This window comes from Amycolatopsis sp. cmx-4-83, assembly GCF_046548815.1.
Lineage (GTDB): Bacteria > Actinomycetota > Actinomycetes > Mycobacteriales > Pseudonocardiaceae > Amycolatopsis > Amycolatopsis pretoriensis_A.
Map to the genome: position 1 here is coordinate 1 of NZ_JAEBEF010000009.1, position 18,259 is coordinate 18,259.

Here is an 18,259-nt window from a genome sequence, read left to right on the forward strand (position 1 = left end):
TTCGGAGTGTTTCGGTGGTTTTAGCGTCAGGGAAACGCCCGGTCCCATTCCGAACCCGGAAGCTAAGCTTGACAGCGCCGATGGTACTGCAACCGAAGGGTTGTGGGAGAGTAGGACACCGCCGAACATAACCAAATGAAAGGCCCCGGTCGAGAACCTCACGGTTCTCCCGGGGCCTTTCGCTATTTCCGGACCGGCCGGCGCAGCAGGTAGGTGTCCATGATCCAGCCGTGCCGCTCCCGGGCCTCGGCCCGCGCGCGCCGGATCTCCGCCGCGAGGCCGGCCGTGAGCGGGCCCGAAAGCAGGATCTCGTCCGGGGTCCCGACGTAGGCGCCCCAGAAGATCTGCAAGCCCTCGTCGGTGAAGCGGTCGAAGGTCGTGTGGGCGTCCAGGAGCACGAAGACGTCGTCGACCCCGTCCGGCCAGCCTTCGGCCAGCCGCCGGCCGGTCGTGAGCTGGACCGCGCGGCCGATCTGGTTCATCGTCGTCCGGTGCCGGGCCACCAGCGCCGAGATGCTGCTGACCCCCGGCACGACCTCGTAGTCGAACGAGACGTTCCCCCGCGCGAGCACCGCCTCGATCAGGGCGATCGTGCTGTCGTACAGCGACGGGTCGCCCCAGACCAGGAACGCCCCCGTGCCGTCGGGGCCCAGCTCCGAGCGGATCAGCCGCTCGTAGACCTCCGCGCGCGCCGCGTGCCAGTCGGCGACCGCGGCCCGGTAGTCCGCCGGCGTCCGGTCGCGGGGCGGGTCCTCCGCCAGCACGACGCGGTAGCCCGGCCGCGTGACGAACCGGTCGAGGATCTCCTGCCGCAGCCGCACCAGGTCGGCCTTCTCCGAGCCCTTGTCGAGCACGAAGAAGACGTCGACGCGGTTGAGGCGGTCGATCGCCTGCACCGTGAGGTGCTCCGGGTCGCCGGCACCGATCCCGATCGCGTAGAGCTTGCGCATGGGTCGAGTCTGTCGGGGCCCGATGGTGAACCCCTACCCCCGATGGGTATAAAGGAGGGGAGAGCGAAAGGACCCTCAGATGACCGAAGCGAGCTACACCGTCGAGGGCATGACCTGCGGACACTGTGCCACGTCGGTCCGCGAAGAGGTCTCCGAACTCACCGGGGTCCGGCAGGTGGACGTCGACGTGGAGAGCGGGCGCGTGATCGTGACCAGCGACACCCCGCTGGCCGCCGAAGCGATCGCCGCCGCCGTCACCGAGGCCGGTTACCGCCTGGTGGCGTGATGGCGGCCGAAGCGACCGCCGCGGAACGCGTCGAACTCGCCATCGGCGGGATGACGTGCGCGTCCTGCGCGGCCCGCGTCGAGCGCAAGCTCAACAAGGTCGACGGCGTCACCGCGACGGTCAACTACGCCACCGAGAAAGCCCAGGTCAGCTACCCGAGCGCGCTGTCGGTCGAGGACCTGACGGCCGTGGTCGAAGCCGCGGGCTACTCCGCGCGGCTCCCCGAGCCGGACGCCCCCGACGAACTGGCGGCCCTACGCAAGCGCTTGCTCCTCGCCGTCGTCCTGACCGTCCCGCTGATGGCCCTCGCGATGGTCCCGGACTGGCAGATGGGCCTGTGGCAGTGGCGCTCGCTCGCCCTCGCCGCGCCGGTCGTCACCTGGTGCGCGTGGCCGTTCCACCGGGCCGCCGCGGTCAACCTCCGCCACGGCACCGCGACGATGGACACGCTCATCTCGCTCGGCGTCATCGCCGCGACGGCCTGGTCGCTCTACGCGCTGTTGTTCGGCACCGCGGGCGAACCCGGCATGCGCCACGAGTTCGAGTTCACCAGCTCCGGCCAGACGGGCGACACGCTGTACTTCGAGGTGGCCGCCGCCGTCACGACGTTCGTCCTGGCCGGGCGCTACTTCGAGACGCGGTCGAAGCGCCGCGCCGGCGCCGCCCTGCGCGCGCTCATGGACCTCGGTGCGAAGGACGTCACCGTCCTGCGCGACGGCGAAGAACACCTGGTCCCGGTCACCGAGCTGCACCCCGGCGACGTCTTCGTGGCGCGGCCCGGCGAGAAGATCGCCACCGACGGCGTCGTCACCGAAGGCGGTTCCGCGGTCGACACCAGCATGCTGACCGGGGAGTCCGTGCCGGTCGAGGTCGGGCCGGGCGACGCGGTCACCGGCGCCACCGTGAACGTCGGCGGGCGGCTGCTCGTGCGCGCCACCCGCGTCGGCGCCGACACCCGGCTGGCGCAGATGGCGCGGCTCGTCGAAGCGGCGCAGAACGGCAAGGCCGACGTCCAGCGGCTGGCCGACCGCGTCTCGGCGGTGTTCGTGCCGGCGGTCGTCTTCGCGGCGCTGGCGACGCTGGTCGTCTGGCTGGCGACCGGCGGCGCGACGGAGGCGGCGTTCACCGCGGCCGTCGCCGTGCTGATCATCGCCTGCCCGTGCGCGCTCGGCCTCGCGACGCCGACCGCCCTGCTGGTCGGCACCGGCCGCGGCGCGCAGCTGGGCATCCTCATCAAGGGGCCGGAGGTGCTCGAGTCCACCCGGCGCGTCGACACCGTGGTCCTGGACAAGACCGGCACCGTCACCACCGGGCGGATGACGCTCGTCGAGGGCGACGGCGAGGTGCTGCGGCTGGCGGGCGCCGTCGAGGCCGCGTCCGAGCACCCGATCGGCCGCGCGATCGCCGAGGCCGCCCGCGAGCGGTTCGGCGCGCTGCCCGCGGTCACGGAGTTCCGCAGCACGCCGGGCGTGGGCGTGACCGGGGTGGTCGAAGGACGCACGGTCAGCGTCGGGCGCGCGAAGGGTGCCGCCGCGACCACGGTGGGCGTGACCTGGGACGGCGAGGTCCGCGGCACCCTGGTCGTCGCCGACACGATCAAGCCGACGTCCGCCCGGGCCGTCGCCGAACTGCGGGAACTCGGCCTGACGCCGGTGCTTCTGACCGGCGATGACGAGGGCGTGGCCCGGGCGATCGCGGCCGAAGCGGGCATCGACGAGGTCGTCGCCGAGGTACTCCCCGAGGGCAAGGTCGACGTCGTCAAGCGGCTGCAGGCCGAGGGGCGCGTGGTGGCGATGGCCGGCGACGGCGTCAACGACGCGGCCGCGCTCGCCCAGGCCGACCTGGGCCTGGCGATGGGCACGGGCACCGACGCGGCGATCGAGGCGAGCGACCTGACCCTGGTCCGCGGCGACCTGCGCGTGGCGGCGGACGCGATCCGGCTGGCCCGGCGCACGCTCGCGACGATCAAGGGGAACCTGTTCTGGGCGTTCGCGTACAACGTGGCGGCGCTGCCGCTCGCGGCGCTCGGCCTGCTGAACCCGATGATCGCGGGCGCGGCGATGGCGTGCTCGTCGGCGTTCGTGGTGAGCAACAGCCTCCGCTTGCGCCGGTTCCGCTGAACCCCCGGAGGGTATAGTCGGTGGTCAGGGACGCGGACGAGGGGACAGGTGGGCGATGACGGGTTACGGCACCGAACGAGAGGCCTATCTCAAGCGCTTGCGCCGGATCGAGGGGCAGATCCGCGGGCTGCAGCGCATGGTCGAGCAGGACAAGTACTGCATCGACATCCTGACCCAGGTCTCGGCGGCGACGAAGGCACTGCAGTCGTTCTCGCTGGAACTGCTCGACGAGCACTTGGCGACGTGCGTCGTCCAGGCGGCGGCATCGGGTGGCGAGGAAGCGGACCTGAAGGTGCGGGAAGCGTCGGACGCGATCGCCCGGCTGGTCCGTTCGTAGGTTATTTGACCAGTACGGCGATGATGAGGCCGCCGGCGTTGGTGGCGAAGTGCACGATGACGGAGGCGAGCACGCCCCGGCCGGCATGCCGCCACCAGTGCAGGAAGATCCCGGCGACACCGGCGGCGGCCATGGCGAGGATCTGCAGGACGACCACGGGAGTCGACCCGAACACGGCGTGCACGGCGGCGTTGCGGCCGACGGCCAGCGCCGGGAGGGCGTGCCAGAGCCCGAAGAGCGCGGCCGAGCAGAGGACGGGCGGCCAGCGCCAGCGGTCGTCGGTCGCGCCGAAGAGGCCGGGGAGGACTCCGCGGAAAGCGATTTCTTCGATGAGGACGGTCCCGAAGAGGATGCGTCCGCAGGTCAGCCAGAGGAGCTGGGTGAGATCGGGGTCGCCCACGCGGCCGTCTTGGTAGACGGTGCGGAGGCTGGGGATCGCCAGCGCGATCCCGAAGACGACGGCGATGAGCGCGGCACCCGAGAGGCCGACGAGCGCTGGGCGCCGGAGGGCGCTGAGGCCGAGGTCGGCCCAGGTGCAGCCGGCGGCTCGCCCGAGGACGATGAGGATGAGGACGGCGACGAGGCCGCAGAGCGGGTAGGCCCAGCCGGGCAGGACGCGGTTGGCGAGGGTGGTGGCCGCCGCGAGGACGAGGACCGCGGTGACCAGGGCGAACACGCGGCGAGGCGTGAAGGGGACGGCATCGCTCAAGGTCGGATGCCTGTGGTCGCGACGGGCTTGGCTGGGGTCGGCGGGCTTACCGCTGGAGTGCCGTGCGTGCTGGTGGGGCCGGGGCGGCGGGGTCGCGAATGACTCATTGGGGACGTTGGTGGTCGGGAGTGGGTCGTTGGCGGCATCGCCGCAGCCGGTCGGCGGCCGCTGGGTCCGGTCACCTGGGCTGGTCGGGTTGGCCGTGGTCGGGAGTGGGTCATTCGCGACCACGTCACCGGCCGGTTGCGGCCTACCTGGGCAACTGGGGCTGGTCGCGGCGGCTGCGGTCGCGGGTGGGTTATTGGCGGCATCGCCGCAGTCGGCTGGTGGCTGCAGGCTCCGGTCACCTGGTCTGGTCGGGTTGGCCATGGTCGCGAGTGGGTCATTCGCGACCACGTCACCGGCCGGTTGCGGCCTACCTGGGCAACTGGGGCTGGTCGCGGCGGCTGCGGTCGCGGGTGGGTTATTGGCGGCATCGCCGCAGTCGGCTGGTGGCTGCGGGGTGCGGCCAGCCCAGCCGATAGAGGTCGCGAATCGGTCATTGGCGGCGGCAGCGGTCCCGAATGGGGCATTCGCGGCACCCTCGGCCGGCTACCGCAGGGCCGGGCGTCGGCCAGCCGGGGCGGCGAAGGTCGCGAATGGGTCATTCGCGACACCACCGCCGGCCGCCCGCCACCTGCACCGACCAACGTCAGCTGACCGGGTCGGCTAGGTTGTCCGCTGGTGAGCGGCGCTGGACCGGCACTCTCTTCGACATCGGCATCGGCAACGTCGCTTCCGGATCGAACGGCGCCGGGCGGTCGTCCAGGGCCACCGCTGCCTCGCTCAGCAATGTCCGGCAGCCCGTCAAGCTCGCGTGCAGCTTGTCGCGGACCTCGTGCAACGCCGTGACCTCGCGCTCGGCCGCGCCGACCAGGGCCTCGCCGCGGGTGGTGGCCTCCGCTACCAGCCGGTCCGCCTTCGTCCTGGCGGCCGCTTCCTGCTCTGCCAGCTCGCGCATCGCCTCCGCGCGGCGGACCGTCATCGCGCGCTTGTGGTCCTCTTCCAGCTCCGCTCGGCGGTGGGCCGCCGCTTCGTCGAGTTCGCGGCGGCGCTGCTCGGAGGCGCGCATCAGCTCTTCGTGCTCGGTGCGGTGGCGGTCGCGCTCCGCTTCCGCCTCGGCCACCAGGCGGCGCTCCTCCGCGGTCAGGCGGACGGCCTCCGCCTTCGCTTCTTCGCGGATGCGGGCCGCGGTTTCCGTTGCGCGGCCGGTGATTTCGGCTGCCTCTTCGCGGGTGAGCTCGATCATCCGGCGCGAGCGCTCCTGGAGGGCGTCCGGGGCGATCGGGGTGCGGCTGATCCGGTCGATCTTCACGCGGAGCTCACCGTTCCGCTCCGCGAGCTCGGCTCCGCGGCGGCGCGCCGCGTCGCGTTCGGTCGTGAGTCTGCGGATCTCGGACTCGGCCCACTCGACGTATTCCTTGACCTGGACGCGATTGAAGCCGCGCCACGCCAGGTCGAATCGGGCCACGTCCTCGCCACCGCCGGGGGCCATGCCTCACCTCCGAATTGGATGGTTTTTCCTCGGCCGCACCTTTTCCTTGCGGTACCGGGGAATCCGGTGTGCACCCCAGTGTGCCGCAAACCCGCCGCCGCGCGCTGCCCGGGCGGGTGATCATTCGTCGAGCGGTTCCCCGGCGCCGGTGGACGTGCTCCGCACGCCGGGCAGTTCGGCGAGTTCGGCGGCGAGGTCGTAGAGATCACCGCGGCCGTCGAGGCGCAGCGTGACGACCGCGATCCGTTGCCCCTCCTCGGAAAGGGACTCGTGGTCGACGTCGACGTGCTGCACCGACCAGCCGCGTCCGGTGCACGTGGCCAGTGCCGCGCGCAGCACGCCGTGGCCGTCGAGGTAGCTCAGCTGCAGGAGCGGCGGTTCCCGGCGGTGCCGCGCGACGAACCGCTGCAGCGGCGGGAACCCGCGGGTCACCACGAAGTGCGCGATCGTCGCGCCGACGGCGAGCACCGGGAGACCCGCACCGCACGCCGTGCCGATCGCGGCGGTGACCCAGATCGTCGCCGCCGTGGTCAGGCCGCGGACCGCGTCGCGGCGGACGAAGATCAGGCCGCCGCCGATGAATCCGATGCCGGACACGATCTGCGCCGCGATCCGCGACGGGTCGAGCGACACGTGGTCGAGGCCGAGCAGGTCGGCGAAACCGTACTTCGACACCAGCATGAACACGGCCGACCCGACCCCGACCAGGCTGTGCGTCCGCAGCCCGGCGGCCTTCATGCCGGCTTCGCGTTCGAGCCCGATGGCGACGCTCAGCACGAGCGCGAGCAGCACCGGCGGCAGCAGCTCCCACTGCGCCGACGTGGACCACAGAGTGGGCAAGGTCACGACCTCCTGTCTCTTCGGCCGACGGCACGCGAAGAGAACCGCGAGCCCGTCACCAGGGGATACTGGGTCAAGACTCCCGATCGTGCCAGGGTGAGGTGAGCTCGTGACAGCGACCCGGCCGGTCCCGGCCCCGGACTTCGTCGGCTACCCGGAAGTGCGGCGCCACGTCCGCGCGCTGCTCGACGGGCGGCCCGGCACGCACCGACGCCCGGTCCCGGCGTGTCCGAAGTGGACCGTCACGGACCTGCTCGACCACGTCCTCGAGAAGGCCGAGGGGGTCCTCGAGCGCCACGGCGGCACGCTGCCGCCCGCGGTGCCGCGCGAGGTCCCCGAGCTGCTCGACCGCTGGGACGAGATCGGCGACGAACTCGACCGGCGCTTCGCGGACGCGGGTGGGCGCAGCGGCGAAGTGCTGGTGATGGACGCCTACACCCACGAACTCGACCTGCGCGCGGCCCTGGGCGTCCCGCCGCCGGTGGAGCACCTGGCCTGGGCGCCGAGCTTCGCCGTGCTGGTCCGCGGCTTTTCGGGCTCGATCGCCGGCCGCGGCCTGCCCGCGGTCCGGATCCGCACGACGGGCGGCTCGGCCTGGACGGCGGGTGCGGGACGGCCCGAGGTGACGGTGACCGCCCCGGCCCACGAGCTGTACCGGGCGCTGGCCGGACGCCGGTCGTCGAGCCAGCTCGCGGCGCTGGACTGGAGCGCGCCGCCGGCTCGGTGGCTGCCGGCCTTCACGTGGGGACCGTTCGTGCCCCCGCCCCGACCTGGGGTTTGAGCGCGCCGGACGGCATGAACGACTCGTTCATGCCACCTGGCGACATGAACGAGTCGTTCATATCAACCGCCGGGGGGCGTGACCGTCAGCAGCGCCGCCAGCGCCAGCACCACCACGCTGAGCAGGACCTCGATCGCCACCGCCGCGCGCAGGCGGCGCAGGTTCGCCGTCACCGTCTTCGTCGTTCCCTCGCCCCGCTCGGTCATGCTCCGCCGGACCGCCGCGCGCGAGCGGCTCGCCACCGCCAGCAGCGCCGCCAGTCCGGCGATCTTCAGCAGCACCAGCAGGCCGAACTCGGTCGTCCACAGCGCGGACAGCGTCGGCATGATCCGCAGCGCCAGGATCGCGCCGCTGATCGCGACCGCCGTCACCGAGCCCGCCGCGATGCGGGAAAACCGCGTCGCGACCCCGGTCAGGTCCTCGTCCGGGGCCGGGCGGTACAGGCACAGGGCCAGCTGGACCAGGCCGCCCGCCCAGACCGCGATCGCGCCGAAGTGGACCAGGTCCGCCGTCACCGAGACGAACATGACCGGGTCCGTCACCGGGTGGCCGGTGGCCGAGAACGTCAGCAGGACGACGAAGCCCGTCACCATCGTCAGGTTCTCGTAGCGGGCCCGCAGCCGGTCCGGCTGCCCGGGCCGCAGCAGCCTGGGCAGCAGCACGACCAGCACGGCCACCGCGACCAGCCGGAGCAGCAGCAGCTTCCCGTAGGCGACGCGCAGCGTGTCCGCCAGCAGCCCGAAGTCGGACACCGCGCCGATGCCCCGCCCGGCCGCGTAGGGGCCTTGCAGCACGAACGCCGCCACGGTGGCCGCCGCGACCAGGCCCGCGCCGGTGTTCAAGAGCCGGCGGGCCCGGCGGTCGGTGCGGCCCGCCGGGCGGCACAGGACCAGGAACGCCGCGCCGCCGAGGAGGACGACGCCGAGGTAGGCCAGCCAGCGCACCGACGTCGAGGCCGCGTCGACGACGCCGTCGGTGCCGGTGGCCGCGGACACCGCGCCCGCCGACGTCACCAGCGGGCCGGTGCCGACGACGAACGCGAACGTGCCGCGCACGGGGTGGGAGTCGGCCGAGACGAACGCGTACTCGACCAGGTAGCTGCCGTCGGAGATGCCCGGCCGCAGCTTCACGGCGAGCTGTTCGGCGTCCTCACCGGGCTGGAACACCGGACCGGAGTCCACCTGCTTGCCCGTCAGGTCGACGACCTTGATCGACCCGGGCTGGATCCCGACGTTCTCCGACAGGGTGACCGACACCAGGGACGGCGCCGCGCTCAGGCGGGCGCCGTCCCCGGGGGTCGACGAGACGACTTCGACGTGCGCCGAAGCGGGGGTGGCGCCGAGCAGCAGCCAGCCGGCCAGGAAGGCCAGCAGGGCCAGCGCGCGTTTCACGACGCGGCGAGCTCGGGCTGCTTCGGCGCGCCGCAGTAGCAGCCGGTGATCTCGCGCTCGGCGGCCGAAGCACGCCGGTGCAGCACGACCGCGACGATCATCGGGATGGTGACGATCGTGTTGTAGAACAGGTGCAGCTCCACCCGGGGTACCAGCAGCTGGATGATGCTGGTGGGCACCTTCTGCCCGGCCAGCCGCCAGCCGCTCTGCGCCTGGATGAACAGCAGCAGGTGCTCGATGTGGTGCCAGAACTGGATGCCCAGCGCGAGGTTCCACCACTGCCGCGAGCGGCCCGCGAACCCGTGCCGCAGCACCCACAGGAACACCAGCATCACCAGTGCGTAGCCGTAGTGCAGCCACTCCTGCGAAATCAGCCACGGGAAGGGCATGCCGAGCACACCGCGAGCCCGCGAAGTGGGCCAGCCCAGGGCGTAGATCTGCACGGCCTGCACGATGTGCTCGCCCCAGTGGGCGAGGACGATCACCATGAACACCGCGAGCGCGCGGTTGTGGTACCGGCTGTTGAGACTGCCCAGGAACCCGGCAGGGCGGGTGATTTCGGACGTCGACATGCGAACCCCAGGTCTTCCGAAGTCGAAAAGGTGTGCGTCGACGATAGCGGTCCGCGGGCCGTGATCCGTTACTCCGGATTGCGCATTCCACCAGGGAAACTGCGGCACTCGGCCGAATGCGCGCCGCGGGGCGGGCCCGCGGCGCGGATCGGTCAGTGGGCGACGAGGCCGGTCGGCCGGTCCGGGGCCGGCGGGACGCGGAACAGGCGGGTGAACAAGTCGAGGTGCGCCGGGTCGCCCTCGACGCGGACCTTGCCGCTGGCGATCGCGTCCGGCGCGGACAGGTTGCCGTTGAGCAGGTCCAGCAGCGCCGGCCCCTGCGGCTCGATCACCAGGTCGGCGGCGGGCAGCGCGCCCGCGGACGCCTTGAGCGCGCCGTCGTCGACCATGGCGTGCACGACCATGTCGCCGGGGTGGTGCAGCTCGTAGTTGACGTGCACGCCCGTCGCGGCCTCCTCCTGGAAGGTCGTGTATAGCGAGATGATCGCGGTGTCGAGGGTGAAGACCTCGTCCGGCTTCGGGTAGGTCAGCGACCGCGAGCCCCACAGGCCGAGGTCGAGGACGATGTGGTCGAGCTCGGTGCCGTACTCGGTCAGCTCGTAGACGATGCCGCCGTCCAGCTGCGACAGCACGCGCCGCCGGACCACGCCCGACTCTTCGAGCTCGTTGAGGCGGGAGGTCAGGATGCTCACCGGGATGCGTGGCAGGGTGAGCTGCAGGTCGGTGAACCGCTTCGGGCCGAGCATGAGGTCCCGGACGACGAGCAGCGACCAGCGCTCGCCGACGATCTCGAGCGCCCGGGCCAGGCCGCAGAACTGTCCGTAGGTGCGAGCAGAGGTAGGCATACTCGGGTCCTCACTATGTCTCGGGGTGCCAGACCGGGCACCACCCCCCGAATCGCGCAGGGCCGCGAGGTCGGTTACGGTGCCCCGTGACGCACCAATCCGGCGCGGGCGTCGCTGTCTACGGTGACGGTTCAGCGCGGTGCACGGCCAGTGAGTCCCGCACCGCCGCGCCATGCGTTTCCCACATCGGCCCATGCGTTTTGCATGACTTCTCCGTGTTTGCCGCACTGGTTGAGTAGACCTCGCGTGGAGCAGGATTCAGATTCTCGTCCCGCCCCACCCGGCTACCGGCAGGAGAGCCCATGCGCACGACGGCTGTCAACGCACGGGTCCCGGAAGACGGCGGCGCGGTGCCGACGCGGGCCCCCGCCTTCCGCCGGCACCTCCGCGCCGAGGTCAGGGCGGGCAAAGGGGCGTACCTGTTCTCCGAACAGGGCGTGATCGCGATGCGCGGGGCGAAGATCGAGTCGCTCGCGGCGCTGCTGGACGGGACCCACGACCTCGACGGGCTGCTGCGCGACCGGCCCGGCGGGATGGCCCCGGAAGAGGTCGCCGCGCTGCTGGCGCAGCTGGTCGACGCCGGTCTGGTGACGTTGCGCAGCCAGGGAGAAGACGACCGGGCCGGCGACGAACGCGCGCTGGCCTACTGGGACGCGTGCGGCGTGGACGCCGACCTCGTCGCCGCACGGCAGGGCACCGTGCGGCTGACGGCGGTCGGGGACAGCGCCGACGGCGTCGACCCCGGCGCGGTCGAGCGGGCGCTCGCCGGTGCCGGGCTCGGGGTGGTGCGCGCCGACGCCGGGGCCGCCGACCTGTCGGTCGTGCTGTGCGCCGACTACCTCGACCCGCGGCTGGCCGAAGTCGACGCCGAACACCGGCGGGCCGGGCGGCCGTGGCTGCTGGCGCGCCCGTTCGGCGCCCAGGTGTGGATCGGCCCGGTGCTGCAGCCGGAAGGCGCCTGCTGGCACTGCCTGACCCACCGGCTGTGGGGCCACCGGCACGCCGAAGCGTGCGTGCAGGAGGAGCTGGGCCACGCCGGCCCGGCGCGCCGCCCGATGCCGGCGTTGCCGCCGCTCACCTCGGCCGCGGCGCACCTCGTGGCGCTGGAAGCGGCCAAGTGGGTGGCCGGCTACCGCTACCACGGCCAGCAGTGCGTGTGGACGCTCGACACCCTCGACCTGCAGGGCCGCCTGCACGAGCTGCGCCGCCGCCCGCAGTGCCCGGGCTGCGGCGACCCGTGGCAGGTGGCGTGGCGCTCGGTCCGGCCGGTGACGCTGCAGCCGGCGAAGAAGGCGACCACCGGCGGCGGCGGGCACCGCACGGCGACGCCGTCGCAGATGCTCGAGCGGCACCGGCACCTGATCAGCCCGATCACCGGGATCATCAAGGAGATCCAGCCGGACCCGGCCGCGCCGCCGTTCGCCAACGCCTACCGCTCCGGGCCCAACGTCGCCCGCGGTATCACCGGGATGGCCGCGCTGCGCGCCGGGCTGCGCTGCGAAAACGGCGGCAAGGGCGTCAGCCCGCTCGACGCGGAGGTCAGCGCGCTCTGCGAGGCGGCGGAACGCTTCTCCGGCAACTTCCAGGGCGACGAGCTGCGCATCCGCGGCTCCTACGACGAGCTGGAGGACGAAGCCGTCCACCCCAACGCCTGCATGCTCTTCGCCGGGCGGCAGTACGCCGACCGCGAGGCCTGGAACCGCGCGCACGCCGACTTCCAGCACGTCCCCGAGCCGTTCGACACGTCGGCCCGCACCGACTGGACGCCGGTGTGGTCGCCGTCCGGGCGCCGCCGCCTGCTGCCGACGTCCTACCTCTACTACGGGACCCCGCGGGTGAGCGCGGCGCGCGGGGTGCGCGCCGATTCGAACGGCGCGGCGGCGGGCAGCAGCCTGGAGGACGCGATCCTGCAGGGCGCGCTCGAGCTCGTCGAACGCGACGCCGTGGCGCTGTGGTGGTACAACCGCACGCCGGTGCCGGGCGTCGACCTCGCCTCGTTCGCCGACGCGTGGCTCGAGGAGATGGCGGGCAACTACGTGGCGATCGGCCGCGAGCTGTGGGTCCTCGACGTGACCTCCGACCTGGGGATCCCGGTGGCCGTCGCGCTTTCGCGGCGGACCGACGGGCCGCACGAGGACATCATGATGGGCTTCGGCGCGCACCTCGACCCGCGGATCGCGGTGCGCCGCGCGGTGACCGAGCTGAACCAGATGCTGCCGGTCGTGCGGGAAGGCGGCCGCGGCCTCGACGACCCGGACGCGCGGCGCTGGCTCGCCTACGCGACCGTCGCGAACCAGCCGTACCTGCGACCGGCGGCCGGGCAGCGGATGCGGACCGCGGCGGACTTCCCGTTCGTCAACCGGCCCGACGTCCGCGACGACGTCGAGGCGCTGGGCAAGGTGTTCGACCGTGCGGGCCTGGAGCTGCTGGTGCTCGACCAGACCCGCCCGGACGTCGGGATTCCCGTGGTCAAGGTGCTCGTGCCCGGCCTGCGCCCGTTCTGGGCCCGGTTCGCGCCCGGCCGCCTCTTCGACGTCCCGGTCGCGCTGGGCCGGCTCGAGGCGCCGACTCCGTACGAGCGGCTCAACCCGTTCCCGATGTTCCTCTGAGCGTCCCGTGGGAAGCTCGGTTTTCGCAGTTCGCTTGAGGAGTTCCGCCTTGCCTGCACACCGCCAGGAGGGGATCCCGGAGACCGTCCGGCTCTGGTCCCTCACCGAAGACACCCTGCTGGAGGCGGGGGACGACGACACGATCGTCGCCATCACCTGGTGGGGTGAGTACGAGCTGGCGGGCATCCCCGGTCCGGTCCGTGAGTCGCTCGGCCGGATGGTGCTCGGCCCGGTCTCGATGGGCAACCTCGCCTCGTCGGCCAGCGGTGGCACCGAGGCCTGGGCGGGGGCGCTGCGCAAGGCGCTGAACCGGTTGTCCGGCTCCGTCGTGCATTCGCTGGCGCTCAACGACGGCCGCGGGCCCCTGCTTTCGGCGATCCCGGTGACGCAGTTCCCGGTCTTCCCGAGCGATCCGGTGCAACCGGGCCGGCTCATCAAGCTTTCGCGGTTCTCGGCCATGCGCCCGGACGGCGGCGGGCTGCTGCTCGAATCGCCCCGCGCCCGGTACCGCGTCGCGCTGCTGCGCCCGGCGGCGGTGACCGTCGCGTCGTCGCTCGCCCGGCCGGTCACCGTCGCCCAGGTCGCCGAGACGACCGGGCTGACCGAAGCGGTGGTGGCCGACATCGCGGCGTTCCTGGTGTCCGCCGGCGTGGTGCTCGCGGCCGACGACTGGGCGGAGTTCGCCGAGGACGGCGACGACGACCTCGCCGCCTGGTCGCCCGACGACCTGATGTTCCACGCGCGCAGCCGGACGTGGCAGAAGGGCGGGTCCTCGGAACCGGGGCCGCGCCGCACCGGCGCCGAGCCGCCGGTGGTCAAGCCGATCACGGCGGGCCCGACCTTCCCGTTGCACCGCCCCGACCCGGCGGTGCTCAAGGCGGCCGACCCGACGCTGAGCTCGCTGCTCGAAGAAGACCACCTGTGCCCCGAGGTCACCGAGCGCGCGTTGTCGGCCGAGCAGATCGGCGAGTTCCTCTTCCGCGCCGCGCGGGTGCGCTCGATCGGGCCGACGTACCTGCCCGGCGGGCCCGGCCACGAGGCGTCCCAGCGGCCGTACTTCAGCGTCGCCTGCCTGTACGAGCTCGAAATCTACGTCGCCGTCAACCGGTGCGCGGGCCTCGGGCGCGGGATCTACCACTACGACCCGCTGTGGCACACGCTGACGCTCATCAACGACGACGCGGTGGCGCTGGACGGCATGCTGGACCTGGCGATGATCGGTGCCGGCAGCCACCGCAGGCCGTCGGTGCTGCTGACGATGACCGCGCGGATGTCGCGGATCGCGTGGGTGCTCGGCAGCGCCGCGTACGCGACGACCCTGCTGCACGTCGGCGCGCTCCAGCAAGTCCTGTACCTCACGGCGAAGGCGATGGGCCTCGCCGCGCACGCCGTGCCGGTCGACGCCGGCGACCGCGTCGACCGCTCGCTGAAGCTGGAGTGGCCCGCCGAAGTGAGCGTCGGCGAGTGCGTCCTCGACTTCCCCGGGGTCGGTTGACCCCTGAATCCGGTGGGCCGCCCTGTTACCTTGGAGTCACTGGGGTGCGGGGTGACGCGGGAGGGGCCGTGGTTTATCCGGTGCGGGTGCGCGGTGCACGGCTTCGGAAGCGGACCGCGCCGCTCGCGGGCGAGCGGCGGGAATCCCGCGCGCTCGTGCTCGGCGCGCAGGCCGTGGCCGCCGTCGGGGTGGCCGTGCTGGCCGCACTGCCGGTGCTGACCGGTGCCCAGCCCTGGTTCCTCAAGCCGATCGCGCTGGTGTGCGCCGCGGGGCTGGTGGCCGGGCACCTCGCCTGGTTCGCCCGCGGCCGCGTCCGGCGCCCGTGGCTGGCCCTGACCGTGCAGGCCGTGCTGGGATTCGGGCCGTTGCTGGCGCTCGGGGAGCCGTGGAGCACGGCGGGCGGCTTCTTCGCCGGTGGGCTGCTGCTGGTGTCCCCGCCGGCCAGGGCGGTGCCGTGGGCGCTGCTCGCGTGCGTCGTGGCGGGAGTCGTTTCGGCGCTGCCGGGCTGGCCGGCCGGATTGCTCGACGCGGGGGTGGGGAGCGCGGTGTCGGCCGGGGTGGCGGCGCTGTCCCTGTTCGGGCTCGCGACGGCCGCGCGGGTGGTCGCCGGGCGGGCGGAGGAGGTGTGCGAGCTGAAGCGCCGGACCATCGCCGAGGAACGCATGCGCTTCTCCCGAGACCTCCACGACCTGCTGGGATTGAGCCTTTCGGCCATCACCCTCAAGGGTGAACTCGTCGACCGCATGGTGCCCGGCAAGCCGGAGCTGGCCAAGGCGGAACTGGCGGAGCTGCTGGTGATGTCCCGGCGCGCGCTGGCCGACGTCCGCACGATCGCGGCGGGCTACCGCGAACTGTCCCTGGAAGAGGAGTGCCGCGCGGCGGCGGACGTGCTGAGCGCGGCGGGCACCCGCGTGACGGTCGCCCGCTCCGGCATCGGCGAGCTGCCGCCGCCGGTGGCCACGACGCTGGGGACGGTGCTGCGCGAAGGGGTGACGAACGTGGTGCGCCACAGCACGGCGAGCTGGTGCGCGTTCTCGGTGAGCACCGAGGACGGCACGGCCTGGCTGGAGATCGTCAACGACGGCGCGGGCGGCGCCGGCGGCGGTGGTGGTGCGGGTTCGGGCGCGGGACTGCGGAACCTGGGCGACCGCGTGGCGGCGATGAACGGGACGTTGACGACGGAAGTGAGCCAGGACGGCACCCACCGCCTGCTGGTGGCGATCCCGGTCGGGTCGGTGCGCAGGGAACGCCCGAAGGCGAGCTGAGGCCGGCGGCCCGGCCTGCGCGGTGCCGGGCGGCTCGGTGGTCGCCGGGCTCGCTCACGCGCCCCCGATGTGGCGTTCGGTGCGTTGGACGCAACCAACGCCACATTGGGGCGCTCGCGGCTGGGCGCGGAGCGGGTGCGGGCGGGTGCGGGGCGCAGCGGAGCGGGCGGGTGCGGGCGCAGCTGGGCCAGGCGGAGCGGGGTGGGCGAAAGCGCTTTCCGGGACCGGTGCGGTCAGAGCCACTCGGCTTCGGTGGCGATGCGGATCGCGTGGACCCGGTTGCGGGCGTTCAGCTTCGTCACCACCGCGGCCAGGTAGTTGCGGACCGTGCCCGCCGACAGGAACAGCTCGGACGCGATGTCGGCCACCGTCCGCCCGCGTGCTGCCAGTGACAGGATCTCGATCTCGCGCGGGGTCAGCGGGCAGTCGTCGGTTTCCCAAGCGGCCAGCGCCAGTTCACTGTCGATGACCCGGCGTCCGATCGCGACCGAGCGGACCGCGTTCGCCAGCTTGTCCGACGGCGCGTCCTTGAGCAGGAAGCCGTTCACCTTGGCGTCCAGCGCGCGGCGCACCGTGCCCGGGCGGCCGAGGCTGGTCAGGATCAGTGTGTGGACGTCCGGCAGGCTCTCGTGGATCTCGATGGCGGCGGACAGGCCGTCCTTGCCCGGCAGGTCGATGTCGATGATCGCGACGTCGGGCTGGGCCGCCTTCGCGGCGGGCAGGATCTGGTCCCCTGTTGACACCTCGGCCACGACCTCGATGTCGGATTCGAGGTTCAGCAAGGCGACGAGCGCGCCGCGGACCATGTGCATGTCCTCGGCCAGCAACACCTTGATCACGACGGTACCTCGCACCCCAGTCCGACGACTCCGAACAGTAATTGTACGCCATTGCCCCGCACCGCCGGAGTTTCGCGGAAGTGAAACCCGGATCGCGCACCGGAGGAGAATGCCCCCTCAATTCCCGCGCGCTTACCCGAGATAGGCACTTACCCGCAATCCCGCGGCCGATGACGGCACGTTGGGCCGAACGGCCGCGGGTGCTCCCCAGTACCCCACGCCGCCCGCACCCCGGCGGGCGGCGGCTTCCCCAGTGACTCCCCAGTGCGTGCTTCAGCTCGCCAGCGAGCGCGAAACGGCGGCCTGGCGCAGGTCCGGGAGGGCCAGCAGGACCGGCGGGTCGAAGCCGTGGCGCGGGCGCAGCCGGACGTCGGCCAGGCTCGCCGTGACGCCGCGCTGGATGGTCACCGGGCCGGTGAGGCCGGTGAACGGCCGCAGCCCCTGGTTGCCGTCCAGCGGGCAGCTGCCGAACGCGTGGGTCAGCACGTACCACGACCCCAGCGGAACGTCTGCCAGCGCGTACGGCCCGGGACCGGGCACGACGACGTGCCGGGCGGGGGTACCCTCGGCGATCCGGGCGCTGAAGAGCCCGATGAACACCGGCCCGACGTCGGCCGGCGAGGAAAGGCGCAGCTGCCCGCGCACCGTGGCACCCGAGCCCGGCTCGGCCTGCCGGTCGGCGATCCGCGGCGCCATGCCGTGCAGCTGGCGGTAACCGGACGGCGAGACGCCGACGCTGCCGCTGAACCGCGCGCTGAAGGTGCCGACGCTGTTGTACCCGACCTGGTGGCTGATGTCGGCCACCGAGATGACGGTGGTCGCGAGCAGGCGTTTCGCCTCCGCCAGCCGCAGCGCCGAGAGGAACCGGCCGGGCGAGAGCCCGGTGACCCGCAGGAACACGCGGGTGAAGTGGAACTTGCTGAACATGGCCGCGCGGGCGAGGTCGTCGATCGTGAGCCGCTCGCCCAGGTTGTCTCGCATGGTCACGATCGCTCGCGCCACAGCTTGCCGGACGATCTCATCCATGGTGGGCCGTCCTTCCGGTCGAGGATGCCGCCCGATCGCCCGCCGAAGCAGGCACCCGGTGCGGGAATTGATTTCGACTAAAACTGTAGATCCGCCGCCGTCTACTTCTTAAGTGCTCTGTGCACCGGTCGACGTGGATTTCACCGGTGGTCGACATGCGTTTTGCACATGCCCTGTTTGTGGGGGTTCGGGGCGGGTAGCCGACGTGCACCGGACGTGTGTCACCCGTGACGGTGATAGCAAAGCGCAGCCAGGCGACCGCGCTTCGTCACGAAATCGGTGTGCTCAGCTCCCGATTCGACTTCTTGTTAGGCCGTTCGGAGTCCGCTCCGGAACCGCACGGACCATGTGTAAGCCACAGCGCCCCGATGATGCGGGCACTGGCTGTCGTTGCGTCCGTCGGCGACGATTTATGGCACGTGAAGCATTCATCTTCGCCACTGGGAGCAAAAAATGTCCGCACAGGTTTCTGCTGACGTCCGCGCACTTTTCGCCGATATGGGTATCGAGTTCGAGAAGGCCGCGACCGATCTGGCCATCGACCGCTTCGAGCAGTGGAGCAACCGCGGCGCCGACCTCCGTCCCGTCATGGGCACCATCTGCAACATGGACCTCCTCGAAGCCGCCTGAGGTCTGTTTGCGCAGTTCCTGACGGTGCCG

The 18,259-nt window shown here is 72.3% G+C and carries 17 protein-coding genes and 1 rRNA gene; 9 read left to right on the forward strand and 9 right to left on the reverse strand.

What is annotated here, in order from left to right; genetic code table 11:
* Positions 1-10: 10 nt before the first annotated feature.
* Positions 11-127 (forward strand): 5S ribosomal RNA (gene rrf, locus ACLJQM_RS27235).
* A gap of 55 nt (positions 128-182) precedes the next feature.
* On the opposite strand, the gene cobF is transcribed toward rrf, so the two are convergent.
* On the reverse strand, positions 183-950 hold the full coding sequence (gene cobF, locus ACLJQM_RS27240; RefSeq protein ID WP_410633262.1) for a precorrin-6A synthase (deacetylating): 768 nt from the start codon (positions 948-950) through the stop codon (positions 183-185).
* A gap of 79 nt (positions 951-1,029) precedes the next feature.
* Here cobF and ACLJQM_RS27245 point away from each other — a divergent pair, with 79 nt between their 5' ends.
* The 3 genes from ACLJQM_RS27245 to ACLJQM_RS27255 are packed head-to-tail and all read left to right on the forward strand — an operon-like array spanning position 1,030 to position 3,693.
* Positions 1,030-1,236, forward strand: coding sequence for a heavy-metal-associated domain-containing protein (locus ACLJQM_RS27245; protein WP_360776625.1), 207 nt, complete (start codon positions 1,030-1,032; stop codon positions 1,234-1,236).
* The gene (locus ACLJQM_RS27250) at positions 1,236-3,356 is read left to right on the forward strand and encodes a heavy metal translocating P-type ATPase (RefSeq protein WP_410633263.1); all 2,121 of its coding nucleotides are present in this window, start codon (positions 1,236-1,238) and stop codon (positions 3,354-3,356) included. Before ACLJQM_RS27245 ends, ACLJQM_RS27250 begins: the two co-directional genes overlap by 1 nt.
* Positions 3,357-3,411: 55 nt before the next feature.
* Positions 3,412-3,693 (forward strand): metal-sensitive transcriptional regulator, encoded by a 282-nt coding sequence (locus tag ACLJQM_RS27255; protein ID WP_125314973.1) that lies wholly within the window; start codon positions 3,412-3,414, stop codon positions 3,691-3,693.
* A gap of 1 nt (position 3,694) precedes the next feature.
* Here the strand turns inward: ACLJQM_RS27255 and ACLJQM_RS27260 are convergent, their stop codons facing one another.
* The 3 genes from ACLJQM_RS27260 to ACLJQM_RS27270 all read right to left on the reverse strand — a co-directional run bounded on the left by ACLJQM_RS27260 (position 3,695) and on the right by ACLJQM_RS27270 (position 6,776).
* Positions 3,695-4,402 carry a CPBP family intramembrane glutamic endopeptidase gene (locus tag ACLJQM_RS27260; RefSeq protein ID WP_410633264.1) on the reverse strand — a complete coding sequence of 236 codons (708 nt, stop codon included), beginning with the start codon at positions 4,400-4,402 and terminating at the stop codon, positions 3,695-3,697.
* A 691-nt stretch (positions 4,403-5,093) separates the two neighbouring features.
* Positions 5,094-5,936 carry a M protein gene (locus ACLJQM_RS27265; protein WP_410633265.1) on the reverse strand — a complete coding sequence of 281 codons (843 nt, stop codon included), beginning with the start codon at positions 5,934-5,936 and terminating at the stop codon, positions 5,094-5,096.
* 120 nt (positions 5,937-6,056) lie between these two features.
* Positions 6,057-6,776 (reverse strand): MgtC/SapB family protein, encoded by a 720-nt coding sequence (locus tag ACLJQM_RS27270; protein ID WP_247025032.1) that lies wholly within the window; start codon positions 6,774-6,776, stop codon positions 6,057-6,059.
* A gap of 109 nt (positions 6,777-6,885) precedes the next feature.
* Between ACLJQM_RS27270 and ACLJQM_RS27275 the strand changes: the two genes are divergently transcribed.
* Complete coding sequence (locus ACLJQM_RS27275; protein WP_410633266.1) at positions 6,886-7,557, forward strand: maleylpyruvate isomerase family mycothiol-dependent enzyme; 672 nt, start codon at positions 6,886-6,888, stop codon at positions 7,555-7,557.
* A 62-nt stretch (positions 7,558-7,619) separates the two neighbouring features.
* Here ACLJQM_RS27275 and ACLJQM_RS27280 read toward each other — a convergent pair whose 3' ends face one another.
* The 3 genes from ACLJQM_RS27280 to ACLJQM_RS27290 all read right to left on the reverse strand — a co-directional run bounded on the left by ACLJQM_RS27280 (position 7,620) and on the right by ACLJQM_RS27290 (position 10,365).
* The gene (locus tag ACLJQM_RS27280) at positions 7,620-8,948 is read right to left on the reverse strand and encodes a copper resistance CopC/CopD family protein (protein WP_410633267.1); all 1,329 of its coding nucleotides are present in this window, start codon (positions 8,946-8,948) and stop codon (positions 7,620-7,622) included.
* Complete coding sequence (locus ACLJQM_RS27285; protein WP_410633268.1) at positions 8,945-9,520, reverse strand: hypothetical protein; 576 nt, start codon at positions 9,518-9,520, stop codon at positions 8,945-8,947. Before ACLJQM_RS27285 ends, ACLJQM_RS27280 begins: the two co-directional genes overlap by 4 nt.
* A 152-nt stretch (positions 9,521-9,672) precedes the next feature.
* Complete coding sequence (locus ACLJQM_RS27290) at positions 9,673-10,365, reverse strand: winged helix-turn-helix transcriptional regulator (protein ID WP_410633269.1); 693 nt, start codon at positions 10,363-10,365, stop codon at positions 9,673-9,675.
* Positions 10,366-10,667: 302 nt separating this feature from the next.
* On the opposite strand from ACLJQM_RS27290, the gene ACLJQM_RS27295 reads away from it, so the two are divergent.
* From ACLJQM_RS27295 to ACLJQM_RS27305, 3 genes are all read left to right on the forward strand, one after another.
* Positions 10,668-12,974, forward strand: coding sequence for a TOMM precursor leader peptide-binding protein (locus tag ACLJQM_RS27295; protein WP_247020218.1), 2,307 nt, complete (start codon positions 10,668-10,670; stop codon positions 12,972-12,974).
* Positions 12,975-13,023: 49 nt separating this feature from the next.
* A complete protein-coding gene (locus ACLJQM_RS27300) occupies positions 13,024-14,469 on the forward strand; it encodes a SagB/ThcOx family dehydrogenase (RefSeq protein WP_360776609.1) in 1,446 nt (481 codons plus the stop codon).
* Between the two features lie 68 nt (positions 14,470-14,537).
* Positions 14,538-15,734 (forward strand): sensor histidine kinase, encoded by a 1,197-nt coding sequence (locus tag ACLJQM_RS27305; protein ID WP_360776607.1) that lies wholly within the window; start codon positions 14,538-14,540, stop codon positions 15,732-15,734.
* Positions 15,735-15,967: 233 nt separating this feature from the next.
* Here ACLJQM_RS27305 and ACLJQM_RS27310 read toward each other — a convergent pair whose 3' ends face one another.
* Both ACLJQM_RS27310 and ACLJQM_RS27315 read right to left on the reverse strand, forming a co-directional pair.
* Positions 15,968-16,573 (reverse strand): DNA-binding response regulator, encoded by a 606-nt coding sequence (locus ACLJQM_RS27310; protein WP_086860973.1) that lies wholly within the window; start codon positions 16,571-16,573, stop codon positions 15,968-15,970.
* Between the two features lie 273 nt (positions 16,574-16,846).
* Positions 16,847-17,599: a helix-turn-helix domain-containing protein gene (locus ACLJQM_RS27315; protein WP_247020224.1), complete on the reverse strand. Its 753-nt coding sequence runs from the start codon at positions 17,597-17,599 to the stop codon at positions 16,847-16,849.
* A 453-nt stretch (positions 17,600-18,052) separates the two neighbouring features.
* Here ACLJQM_RS27315 and ACLJQM_RS27320 point away from each other — a divergent pair, with 453 nt between their 5' ends.
* Complete coding sequence (locus ACLJQM_RS27320) at positions 18,053-18,229, forward strand: hypothetical protein (RefSeq protein ID WP_247020226.1); 177 nt, start codon at positions 18,053-18,055, stop codon at positions 18,227-18,229.
* The last annotated feature ends 30 nt before the right edge of the window (positions 18,230-18,259 follow it).